At 46.7% G+C, this 12,594-nt stretch carries 8 protein-coding genes; all 8 read left to right on the forward strand.

The window, feature by feature from the left end:
• The first annotated feature begins 158 nt into the window (after nt 1-158).
• The 8 genes from NX720_RS05790 to astB all read left to right on the forward strand — a co-directional run bounded on the left by NX720_RS05790 (nt 159) and on the right by astB (nt 11,910).
• A complete protein-coding gene (locus NX720_RS05790) occupies nt 159-1,754 on the forward strand; it encodes a hypothetical protein (RefSeq protein WP_262600009.1) in 1,596 nt (531 codons plus the stop codon).
• Between the two features lie 256 nt (nt 1,755-2,010).
• Nucleotides 2,011-3,576, forward strand: coding sequence for a hypothetical protein (locus NX720_RS05795; RefSeq protein WP_262600010.1), 1,566 nt, complete (start codon nt 2,011-2,013; stop codon nt 3,574-3,576).
• A gap of 257 nt (nt 3,577-3,833) precedes the next feature.
• Complete coding sequence (locus NX720_RS05800) at nt 3,834-5,405, forward strand: hypothetical protein (protein WP_262600012.1); 1,572 nt, start codon at nt 3,834-3,836, stop codon at nt 5,403-5,405.
• Between the two features lie 202 nt (nt 5,406-5,607).
• Nucleotides 5,608-6,855: a hydrolase gene (locus tag NX720_RS05805; RefSeq protein WP_262601534.1), complete on the forward strand. Its 1,248-nt coding sequence runs from the start codon at nt 5,608-5,610 to the stop codon at nt 6,853-6,855.
• Nucleotides 6,856-7,031: 176 nt separating this feature from the next.
• Nucleotides 7,032-7,841: a DUF1338 domain-containing protein gene (locus NX720_RS05810; protein ID WP_262600013.1), complete on the forward strand. Its 810-nt coding sequence runs from the start codon at nt 7,032-7,034 to the stop codon at nt 7,839-7,841.
• A 20-nt stretch (nt 7,842-7,861) separates the two neighbouring features.
• Nucleotides 7,862-8,890, forward strand: coding sequence for an arginine N-succinyltransferase (gene astA / locus NX720_RS05815; protein ID WP_262600014.1), 1,029 nt, complete (start codon nt 7,862-7,864; stop codon nt 8,888-8,890).
• Nucleotides 8,891-8,902: 12 nt separating this feature from the next.
• On the forward strand, nt 8,903-10,366 hold the full coding sequence (gene astD / locus NX720_RS05820) for a succinylglutamate-semialdehyde dehydrogenase (RefSeq protein ID WP_262600015.1): 1,464 nt from the start codon (nt 8,903-8,905) through the stop codon (nt 10,364-10,366).
• A gap of 206 nt (nt 10,367-10,572) precedes the next feature.
• A complete protein-coding gene (gene astB, locus NX720_RS05825) occupies nt 10,573-11,910 on the forward strand; it encodes an N-succinylarginine dihydrolase (protein ID WP_262600017.1) in 1,338 nt (445 codons plus the stop codon).
• Nucleotides 11,911-12,594 lie beyond the last annotated feature (684 nt).

Here is a 12,594-nt window from a genome sequence, read left to right on the forward strand (position 1 = left end):
GGATTTTGGCTGTTGGCTGTTGGCTATTAGCTGCTCATACAGCCAACAGCCAACAGCCAACAGCCAACAGCGGTATATTATGTTCTGCTGCTTCCCTTAGTCATAAAATAACCCGGGATCAGCCTCCCTTTTATTAATAAAAAGGCAAGGAAGCTAATATGGACCCTGTTAACCATTCAAGTCCAAAATACTGTGCCTATCAGGAAAGTAATAAGCCTGCGCCAGTTAACAAACAATTTGCTCCATTCGTGGTATCGGGTGCCCCCTGCCCTTCTACTAATGATCAGAATATATATAAAAGAAAAATCACTAATCCTGATGGATTCTCAAAGTGTGATCAGCCCTCAAAAAAAAGAAAACATATTACAGATGAAATAAAAGCTGGCCTTGCCCCCTTATACGAAGGGTTTTCACCGGAAACTATCAGATCAATTTATTCAGGTGGATTCAGGTCCTGGAAAGTTTCAGAGGGGAAAAAAATCTTTGACATCTTACGTGACCCTGATGATAAAAAGAAAAAATTTGTTTATAAAGAAATTTCCGAATACCTTAAAAATTTCCCGAAAGAACTATTCTCTGATGCCGCCTGCCTGATCGCTTTTGATCATTTCGGATATTTGATGACTCTTTTTGCGGAGAGTAAAATCGCCAAAGAAAAGCTGATAGAAATATTTTCCAGTAAAATGATGACGACTACCTGTGACCTTAACCCGGTCATTGACTCAGGTGGAGAAAAGCGCCTTCCCCCCGATACTCCGATCAATCTGATCTGGGTAGGTTCTTTACTACCTGACCGCTATCTGGAAAACATTCCCTGTCTGGCATCAATTTCAAATGAAGTGGAAACATTATTGCCAGCAAAAAGAGAAATTATTCTCTGGAAAGATCGAACCCTGTTAACAGAAGCCGAAGATTCTTTAATGAAACGCATCCCTGAACTTCCAGAGATGCGGGGAATAAATATCAAGGTACTGGATATTAATGATGCAGGCCTGAAAAAAATATTTGAAGGATCGGACCTGGAGAATCAATATCAATCAGGGTTTGAATGGGTCAGGGATGTACATAAAAATTACGCCATGTACAGTGACGTTGTTCGCTTCGCACTTCTGGCCGCCGGTGCTGGTGCTATTGATCAGGCTGAGGGAGATGTGACTGAACGAACCGGGAAAGGCATGATTTATATGGATACGGATACTCTTGATACTGATAGGTTCAAGAATGCACAGAAAAAAGGAAAAAAATGTTTCTTCTCTAATCTCGGAATTGAGCTGGGTTTTGCCTCTGCTAAAAGGTTTGGTCGAAACGACTTTCTTGCCTGTAATGAAGTCAGGCACCCAATAGCGTTGATAACGCTCAGGAAACTGATTAAAAACCTGAACGAAATTTCCAACCAAAAATATCTCGAGTCATTAAAGGAGCAGAAAATTTCAAATGATTATAAGGAGCAGAAAATTTCAAATGATTATATTGACGAAGTTATAGGTATTTCGGGACCAGCTCTTTTTATTGACTCGATAAACAGTTCGTTCCTGCCTGATGGTGACACTAAAATAAATCTTAGCCTGAATGATGGACGCAACAGTATAATACATTTTATGACTGACAAATTGGATATATCAGTAGGAGGTTATGATAGTGATAGCCTCATAAGATGGTCTTCTGACCGTACTTGGGTTGATACTAACCCAGCTTCCTTTTATGAAGCTAACTGGAAAAAACAGTTATCTTCACAAGCCGAACAAGTCAAGTGAAGAGGGTTTCGCTATTTCAGGCCGTATGCAGGGAGTTCAATAACAGACCATCAGCCTTGCAGAAATTAACTCCGGAAGTCTCAATCCCGAAGGTGTTAACCGGGTTCTGTCTGCACTGAAAAAATGACCCGACCTCTTTAAAAACTCTACTGTAGGAACTTTTACGGTGACAGGACACTCAAACCGTATAGCTGTTAGTCATAAAATAACCCGGGATTAGCCTCCCTTTTATTAATAAAAAGGCAAGGAAGCTAATATGGACCCTGTTAACCATTCAAGTCCAAAATACTGTGCCTATCAGGAAAGTAATAAGCCTGCGCCAGTTAACAAACAATTTGCTCCATTCGTGGTATCGGGTGCCCCCTGCCCTTCTACTAATGATCAGAATATATATAAAAGAAAAATCACTAATCCTGATGGATTCTCAAAGTGTGATCAGCCCTCAAAAAAAAGAAAACATATTACAGATGAAATAAAAGCTGGCCTTGCCCCCTTATACGAAGGGTTTTCACCGGAAACTATCAGATCAATTTATTCAGGTGGATTCAGGTACTGGAAAGTTTCAGAGGGGAAAAAAATCTTTGACATCTTATCTGACCCTGATGATGAAAAGAAAAAATTCGTTTATAAAGAAATTTCTGAATACCTTAAAAATTGCCCGAAAGAACTATTCTCTGACGCCGCCTGCCTGATCGCTTTTGATCATTTCGGATATTTAATGGATCTTTTTTCGGAGAGTAAAATCGCCAAAGAAAAGCTGATAGAGATACTTTCCAGTAAAATGATGACGACTACCTGTGACCTTAACCCGGTCATTGACTCAGGTGGAGAAAAGCGCCTTCCCCCCGATACTCCGATCAATCTGATCTGGGTAGGTTCTTTACTACCTGACCGCTATCTGGAAAACATTCCCTGCCTGGCATCAATTTCAAATGAAGTGGAAACATTATTGCCAGCAAAAAGAGAAATTATTCTCTGGAAAGATCGAACCCTGTTAACAGAAGCCGAAGATTCTTTAATGAAACGCATCCCTGAACTTCCAGAGATGCGGGGAATAAATATCAAGGTACTGGATATTAATGATGCAGGCCTGAAAAAAATATTTGAAGGATCGGACCTGGAGAATCAATATCAGTCAGGGTTTGAATGGGTCAGGGATGAACATAAAAATTACGCCATGTACAGTGACGTTGTTCGCTTCGCACTTCTGACCGCCGGTGCTGGTGCTATTGATCAGGCTGAGGGTGATGTGACTGAACGAACCGGGAAAGGCATGATTTATATGGATACGGATACTCTTGATACTGATAGGTTCAGGGATGCACAGAAAGAGGGAAAAAAATGTTTCTTCTCTGATCTCAGAATTGAGCTGGGTTTTGTATCTGCTAAAGTGTTTGGTCGAAACGACTTTCTTGCCTGTAATGAAGTCAGGCACCCAATAGCTTTGATAACGCTCAGGAAACTGATTAAAAACCTGAACGACATTTCCAACCAAAAACATCTCGTGTCATTAAAGAAGCAGGAAACTCCAAAAAAATATATTAACGCAGTTGTAGGTATTTCTGGACCAGGTCTTTTTGATCGCTCGATAATGAGTTTGTTCCTGCCTGATGGTGACACTGAAATAGATTTTAGCCTGAGTGCTCAACGCAACAGTATAATGCGTTTTATGACTGACAAATTGAATATATCAGTAGAAGGAGGTGATGGTAGCCTCATAAGATGGTCTTCTGACTGTACTTGGGTTGATACTAAGCCAGCTTCCTTTTATGAAGCTAACTGGAAAAAACAGTTATCTTCACAAGCCGAACAAGTCAAGTGAAGAGGGTTTCGCTATTTCAGGCCGTATGCAGGGAGTTCAATAACAGACCATCAGCCTTGCGGAAATTAACTCCGGAAGTCTCAATCCCGAAGGTGTGAACCGGGTTCTGTCTGCACTGAAAAAAATAACCCGACCTCTTTAAAAACTCTACTGTAGGGACTTTTACGGTGACAGGACACTCAAACCATAGAGCTGTTAGTCATAAAATAACCCGGGATTAGCCTCCCTTTTATTAATAAAAAGGCAAGGAAGCTAATATGAACCCTGTTAACCATTCAAGTCCAAAATACTGTGCCTATCAGGAAAGTAATAAGCCTGCGCCAGTTAACAAACAATTTGTTCCATTCGTGGTATCGGGTGTCCCCTGCCCTTCTACTAATGATCAGAATATATATGAAAGAAAAGTCACTAATCCTGACGGGTTCTCAAAGTGTGATCAGCCCTCAAAAAAAAGAAAGCATATTACAGATGAAATAAAAACTGGCCTTGCCCCCTTATACGAAGGGTTTTCACCGGAAACTATCAGATCAATTTATTCAGGTGAATTCAGGTACTGGAAAGTTTCAGAGGGGAAAGAAATCTTTGACATCTTACGTGACCCTGATGATAAAAAGAAAAAATTTGTTTATAAAGAAATTTCCGAATACCTTAAAAATTTCCCGAAAGAACTATTCTCTGATGCCGCCTGCCTGATCGCTTTTGATCATTTCGGATATTTGATGACTCTTTTTGCGGAGAGTAAAATCGCCAAAGAAAAGCTGATAGAAATATTTTCCAGTAAAATGATGACGACTACCTGTGACCTTAACCCGGTCATTGACTCAGGTGGAGAAAAGCTCCTCCCCCCCGATACTCCGATCAATCTGATCTGGGTAGGTTCTTTACTACCTGACCGCTATCTGGAAAACATTCCCTGTCTGGCATCAATTTCAAATAAAGTGGAAACATTATTGCCAGCAAAAAGAGAAATTATTCTCTGGAAAGATCGAACCCTGTTAACAGAAGCCGAAGATTCTTTAATGAAACGCATCCCTGAACTTCCAGAGATGCGAGGAATAAATATCAAGGTACTGGATATTAATGATGCAGGCCTGAAAAAAATATTTGAAGGATCGGACCTGGAGAATCAATATCAGTCAGCGTTTGAATGGGTCAGGGATGAACATAAAAATTACGCCATGTACAGTGACGTTGTTCGCTTCGCACTTCTGGCCGCCGGTGCTGGTGCTATTGATCAGGCTGAGGGTGATGTGACTGAACGAACCGGGAAAGGCATGATTTATATGGATACGGATACTCTTGATACTGATAAGTTCAAGGATGCACAGAAAAAGGGGAAAAAATGTTTCTTCTCTGATCTCGGAATTGAGCTGGGTTTTGCCTCTGCTAAAAAGATTAATCGAAGCGACTTTCTTGCCTGTAATGAAGTCAGGCACCCAATAGCTTTGATAACGCTCAGGAACCTGATTAAAAACCTGAACGACATTTCCAACCAAAAACATCTCGCGTCATTAAAGGAGCAGAAAATTCCAAAAGATTATCTTGACGCAGTTGTAGATATTTCTGGACCCGTTCTTTTTAATAACTCGAGAATCAGTTTGTTCCTGCCTGATGGTGACACTAAAATAGGTTCTAACCTGCAGGAGGCTAAATACAACAGTACAATACATTCTATGGCTGATAACTTGAATATATCAGTAGAAGATGATGATACTGGTAGCCTCATAAGATGGTCTTCTGACTGTACTTGGTTTGATACTAAGCCAGCTTCCTTTTATGAAGCTAACTGGAAAAAACAGTTATCTTCACAAGCCGAACAAGTCAAGTAAAGAAGGTTTCGCTATTTCAGGCCGTATGCAGGGAGTTCAATTTTATCACCCGTATTGTGTTGGGTGCAGCGTTCGCTCAACCCAATGTTGAACTGCCTGTGACACTCCCCGCCCGCTTCAGGATCAAACTTAACCAACCAGCCTGTTTATTTCCCAAATAATCGTATATTTTAAAAGGTCGATAACAACAAAAGTGACTAACATGTCAGGCATTATTGATCCTTTCCTGCCGCTGCTTCAGCAGCTGGATGATCGTCAGAGTACCATGCTTCAACAGACCATCAGCCTTGCGGAAATTAACTCCGGAAGTCTCAATCCTGAAGGGGTTAACCGGGTTCTGTCTGCACTGCAAAAAATGACCCGGCCTCTTGAGGCGGAGCAGCGGGTTGTCAGCCTTAACGATTACCAGTTCATTAACACTCACGGCGACACTATGCGTCAGCCTTTAGGTGACGCACTGATTCTTACAAAACGTCCAGAGGCTTCTTTGCAGATTGTTCTGAGCGGACACATGGACACGGTGTTTGCCAAAGACCACCCGTTTCAGACCGTAAAATTCATTGACGATGACCATATCAACGGTCCCGGCGTCACTGACCTGAAAGGCGGTCTGGTGGTGATGATTCAGGCTCTGCAACTGTTTGAGCAGTCGCCCTGGGCTGAGCATGTGGGCTGGCAGGTCATTTTGAATCCCGATGAAGAAATTGGTTCACCCGGTTCCGCTCCCCTGTTTGAAGCAGCTGCCAAAACAGCTCATGTGGGAATGCTGTATGAACCCAGCTTTCCCGATGGTTCACTGGCAGGTGCCCGCAAAGGCAGTGGCAACTTCACGGCGGTCTGTTACGGCAAAGCAGCTCATGCCGGGCGTGAACATCACCTTGGTCGCAATGCCGTCCGGGCGCTCTGCGATTTCGTGTCAGCCATGGATGACCTGAATGGAGGTCGTGAAAACGTCACCTTTAATCCCGGTTTTGTTCATGGTGGCGGGCCCACCAATATAGTGCCTGACCGCTGTATCTGCCGGTTTAATATTCGCATCGAAAAACCAGAAGATGAACAATGGTGCCTGCATCAGCTGCAAATGCTGGTTAACCAGATCAGTACGCGTGATGGCATAACGCTGGAACTGCACGGTGGCTTTGGTCGCAAACCGAAAGTACTGACGGCTGCCAACCAGAAACTGTTCCAGCTGGCTCAGGAGTGCGGCTCCGCCCTGGGTCTGCCTATTGACGTGAAAGCCACTGGCGGCTGCTGTGACGGTAATAATCTGGCTTCGCTTGGCGTACCCAATATTGATACGCTCGGCGTACAGGGAAGTCATATTCACAGCGATAAAGAGACTATGAAGATCAGCAGCCTGGTTCCCAGGACGAAGCTGAGTGCCGCCCTGCTGATGACACTGGCAAAAAATGAAGCGGAAGGTAAAGGCAATGAGTGGTTGCGCCAGTGAGTGACAGCTCTGAGCCCGGTGACAGCCCTGAGCCCGGTGACAGCCCTGAGCCCGGTGACAGCCCTGAGCCCGGTGACAGCCTGTAAAAAAACGACAGCTGACTTGCTGCTACCCTTGCCTGAAAATCTTAATAAACAAAACTAATCACTCATTTCACCAAAGATCGGAGGCTTGTCATGGACAACGCAATCCATACCCTGCTACAGGCCATGTGGGAAGATTATCTTGAGCTGGCACCGGATGCCCGAAGCATTCATGATCTGTTTGCAGCCAGCAACAACGGTAACGTTGTTAATGATCATATTGCACTAAGAACCTATAGCCTGCCTGAGGTCAACCTTGCTGTTATAGCCCGCGCTTTCACTGACCATGGTTATATCGAAGGTGGGGAGTACGAATTCCCTGCCCGCAAACTGTTCGCCAAACACTTTCAACACCCGAACCCTGAGCTGCCAAAAGTATTTATCAGTGAGCTGCTGGTTGAAAAACTGTCGGAGCAGGCACAACAGCATATTACCGCCCTGGTGGATCAGGTCACACCCGATGCGACACAATCTCCCCTATTCTGCTGTTCCGGGCGCCCCTGGCAACTGGATACCCAAACCTACGACGAACTGCTGGCAGAGAGTGAGTACGCCGCCTGGGTCGCCGCCTTTGGCTACCGTGCCAACCACTTCACAGTATCCATTAATCACTTGTCCGAGCCGGATACTATCGTTGACCTGAACCACCTGTTGCAGAAGCACGGCTATATTCTTAACGACACAGGGGGGCTGGTAAAAGGCTCGCCAGATGTATTGCTGGAGCAGTCCTCCACCATGGCTAAAAAAGTAACCGTTGATTTCACGGATGGAACGCGGGAAATTCCCGGCTGCTTCTATGAGTTTGCCAAACGCTATCCAACGGGAGACGGGACGCTGTATCAGGGTTTTGTAGCTGCCTCAGCCGACAAAATATTTACCAGTACCCATACCAAAGCAGAATAATCAAATCCCGGGAAGTGCTTATGATGATTATCCGTCCGATCAAAAGCTGTGATTACGACGCCCTGTGGCATATTGCAAACCACACAGGAGTGGGATTTTCTTCCCTGCAACCAAAGCCTGATATGGTGCGCCGCAAAATGGACTGGGCACTGGAATCATTTGCTGCATCTTCAGCACTGGATGAGTCCCTGTACCTGTTTATGCTGGAAGACCATAAGACCGGTGAGATTGCCGGAGTCTCCGGTATTGAGTCCGCTATCGGGCTGTCAGACCCCTGGTACAATTTCAAAATCAACACCCAGGTACATGCCTCAAGAGAACTAAACGTCTACAATCGTCTGACTACCATGACACTGTGCAGCGACCATACGGGTTACTCCGAGCTTTGCACACTGTTCCTGATGCCCGAATACCGCCATTCCAACTTCGGGCGACTGCTCTCCAAGGCGCGTATGATGTTTATGGCAAACCATCCCCTCCATTTTAATGAAAACGTCATTGCCGAGATGAGAGGCTGCTGCAATGACAGCGGCGAGTCCCCATTCTGGGAAGCCATCGGCCGACATTTTTTCAACGTGGATTTCGTCACCGCCGACCAGCAGGTGGCCCAGGGAAAAACCTTTATTGCCGAACTGATGCCAAGGCACCCGATCTACACCAACATGCTGCCACAAGATGCTCAGGCAGTGATTGGTGAAACCCATAGCGACACCTTGCCAGCCCGGAAACTGCTCGAAAGTGAAGGTTTTCATTACACCCACTACATAGACATTTTCGATGCCGGGCCGCTGTTGGAAGCACGCGTCAGGGATATACGCACCGTCAGGGATTCAAAAGAATATAAAGTACAAATTCACGAATCCACCACCACCGACCAAACCGACTGGCTGCTATCCAACACCGACTTCAACCAGTTCCGCTGTATACTGGGCCACCTATCCTTTGAAGGACTGGAGTTCGTTAATATTACCCGGGCTCAGGCCGACGCCCTGCAGCTGGATTCAAACGACACGGTACGTGTGGTTCCCTTAACCGGCAGACGACCTTAACAGGAGACAGACATGACTGATTATATTAATGGTCAATGGCAGAAAGGTTCCGGTTCAGAATTTCAATCCAACAACCCATCTACTAATGAGGTCGTATGGAGCGGCTGCAACAGCAGTGAAGCGCACATCGATCAGGCAGTTCACGCTGCACGAGTTGCCGGTTCTGGCTGGATGATGACGCCCCTGGAGCAACGTATTGCTATCGTTCGTGCTTTTGGCAAACGCCTGGAAGAGCATGCAGGAGCCATTGCTGAAACCATCGCCCGTGAAACAGGCAAGCCCCTGTGGGAAACCCGCACAGAAGCGGCTGCCATGAAAGGCAAGATAGAAACTTCCATCAAAGCCTATAACGAACGAACCGGTATAACAGAAAACAGCCTGCCAGGCGCTAAAACATTTATACGACATAAACCTCACGGTGTTGTCGCTGTATTCGGCCCCTATAATTTCCCCGGACACCTGCCCAACGGGCACATCGTACCCGCCCTGCTGGCCGGTAACACGGTTGTCTTTAAACCCAGCGAGCTGACACCGGCCACCGGAGAGCTGGCGGTTAGGTTATGGGAACAGGCAGGGCTGCCAAAAGGTGTGATCAACCTGATACAGGGGGAAAGGGAAACCGGTATTTATCTTGCCAACCACCCGGGTCTGGATGGGCTGTTTTTCACCGGCAGCTCCCGCACCGGCAAACTGATTCACCAACAGTTTGGCGGCCATCCGGGGAAAATTCTGGCGCTGGAGATGGGGGGCAATAACCCACTGATTGTCTGTGAAGTGGCTGATATGGCCGCCGCTGTACACGACACTATTCATTCTGCCTTTATCACCACCGGTCAACGTTGTACCTGTGCCAGACGTTTATTTGTTCCGGCCGGGGAGTGGGGGGGTCAGTTTATACAAAAGCTGACCAGCACCACCGCCAGCCTTAAAACCGGTGACTGGAACAGTGATCCACAGCCGTTTATGGGAGCCGTTATTTCCGAAGCCACGGCAGAAGCCATCGTTCAGGCTCAGCAACACCTTGAATCCCTGGGGGGCAAGGTGCTGCTGGAATCCAGACAGCTAAAACCCGGCACCGGGCTGATCAGCCCCGGTATCATTGATGTGACAACGATTCCGGCACTGCCTGATGAAGAGTATTTTGGTCCACTGTTGCAGGTGGTTCGTTATCAGTACTTAAAGGATGCCATAAAAAAAGCCAATGATACCCGGTACGGCCTTTCCGCTGGTTTATTCAGTGATCGCCGGGAAGACTACGAGCTGTTTTTCAACCATATCCGGGCTGGCATTGTAAACTGGAACCGTCCGATAACGGGTGCGGCAGGCACAGCACCTTTTGGTGGTGTCGGCGATAGCGGCAATCATCGCCCCAGCGCTTACTTTGCAGCGGACTACTGCGCCTATCCGGTTGCCAGTGTTGAGGCCGACGCATTGATCATGCCTGAACAACTCGCCCCCGGTTTAACGCTGGAATAATTATTGACCCGCTGTTGGCTGTTAGCTGTTGGCTGTTGGCTGTTGGCTGTTGGCTGTTGGCTGTTGGCTGTTGGCTGCTGCATGAACAGCTAATAGCTAATAGCTAATAGCTAATAGCTAATAGCTAATAGCTAATAGCCAAAAGCCAACAGCCAAAGGCCAAAAACCAAAAGCGGTAATTTACGAATAAAAAGCAGTGAGTAAGAATGAAAGCCATAGAAGCCAATTTTGACGGCCTGGTAGGACCTACCCATAACTACGCTGGTCTGTCTACCGGGAATATTGCCTCCACACAGAATAAGCAACAATCGTCCAATCCCAGACAGGCAGCATTACAGGGGCTTGCCAAAATGAAAGCCCTGCATGAAATGGGTTTTGTGCAGGGGGTTCTGGCACCACAGGCGCGCCCGGATATAGACACTTTACGTCGTTTAGGGTTTTCCGGTACTGATGCCCGTGTACTGGAAGCAGCAGCCAGGCAGGCACCAGAATTATTGTCAGCCTGCTGTTCAGCGTCCAGCATGTGGACGGCTAATGCTGCAACCGTATCTTCAAGCTTTGACGCATTAGATGGCAAGGTTCACTTTACGCCTGCCAACCTGGTCAGCAAATTTCATCGTTCCATTGAGCACAATAGCACCGCCTGTATTCTTAAAGCAGTCTTTAACGATGAACAGTATTTCCAGCATCACCCTGCATTGCCAGGTGTTGATGTTCTGGGTGATGAAGGGGCTGCAAACCACACCCGATTGTGCAGTGACTACCAACAGCCCGGCATTTCTCTTTTTGCCTTTGGCCGCTACGGTTTTGATGAGACCCGACCGGCTCCCGGACGTTACCCGGCAAGGCAAACCATTGAAGCCTCAAGGGCAGTCGCAAGACAGCATCGGTTAAAAGAAGAGTCAGTGGTTTATGCCCAGCAAAATCCGGATGTAATTGACAGGGGCGTGTTTCATAATGATGTGATTGCAGTGGGCAATCAGCACGTTCTGCTCTGCCATGAAAAAGCGTTTCTGGAACAGGTTAATGTATATAAACAGCTACAAAAAGCCACTGCTGACCAGTTACAGATTATAGAGGTTCCCGAAAGCCGGATTCGGGTAGAAACGGCGGTGCAAACCTATCTGTTCAACAGCCAGTTACTGAGTCGTGACGATGGCAATATGACCATGGTCGTTCCTTCTGAGTGCGAGACGAATCCCATCGTTGCAAACTATCTCAGGGAGCTGGTCAACTCCGATAATCCCATTGACCAGGTCATGGCCTTTGACCTCAGGCAAAGTATGAATAATGGCGGCGGACCCGCCTGCCTGCGCTTAAGGGTGGTGCTCAACGAACAGGAGTTACAGGCGGTTAACCCGCACTGCCTGATAACGGACGCCCTGTATTCACAGCTGACCCAGTGGGTTCAAAGCCATTATCGTGATCAGCTGAAAGAGAGCGATTTAGCCGATCCGAACCTTCTTGCAGAGTCGAGGGAAGCTCTGGATCAACTGACTCAGATACTTGGGCTGGGCTCTGTTTATTCCTTTCAGAAGCGTTGACGCCATCACCTGATGGCAATTCAGACTTAAGATAATTAGTCAATAACATCCGCAGCCTCTTCATAACGTCGGGGCTGAAGTTGGATTGACCAAGAAGGCGGTTCAGTTTACATACGTCCTCTGAGCTTACGCGGTCTGGATAGCGGTTTAATATGTATTCGACAATACTTTCCTGATTACAGAGGACGGCGGTACCTAACAGGGTTAAATCATTCGGTCGGAAAGTGTGACTCAGTAGCTCCGGTCGCTGATAAATGGCTTCCTTAAACGCCTCAGTCTCTCCCATCGCGCAGAGCAGGCGCACGTTTTCCGCTCCTGACACATGGCTTCGCCAGTCTATAGGGGTAGTGAACACAGGCCTCTTCTCACACAGGGGTAATAGCATCCTGGCAATGGTTTCAGGATAGGCTGAATCCACCAGAAACCACGGATTGTCCAGAGTTCTCTTGAGCCAGAAGCCTTGCTGGTACAGCAGAACAGACAACACCATGAAAAATTGTATACGACCATTACCGTCTTTATACAGATGCATTCGCTGGAGCATACAGGCAGCCTCGACAGCGGCCTCGACAATCTCCAGGTCCGATTTTTTTTCGGCGACTGTCCTGTAGTAATGATCCAGCACCGCCTGACCATCCCGCTGTTTGTCATCAGAATTGTACCGGACCTTAAACATCAGGTAAT

Origin of the sequence: Endozoicomonas euniceicola, assembly GCF_025562755.1 — a bacterium.
GTDB classification, from domain to species: Bacteria; Pseudomonadota; Gammaproteobacteria; order Pseudomonadales; family Endozoicomonadaceae; genus Endozoicomonas_A; species Endozoicomonas_A euniceicola.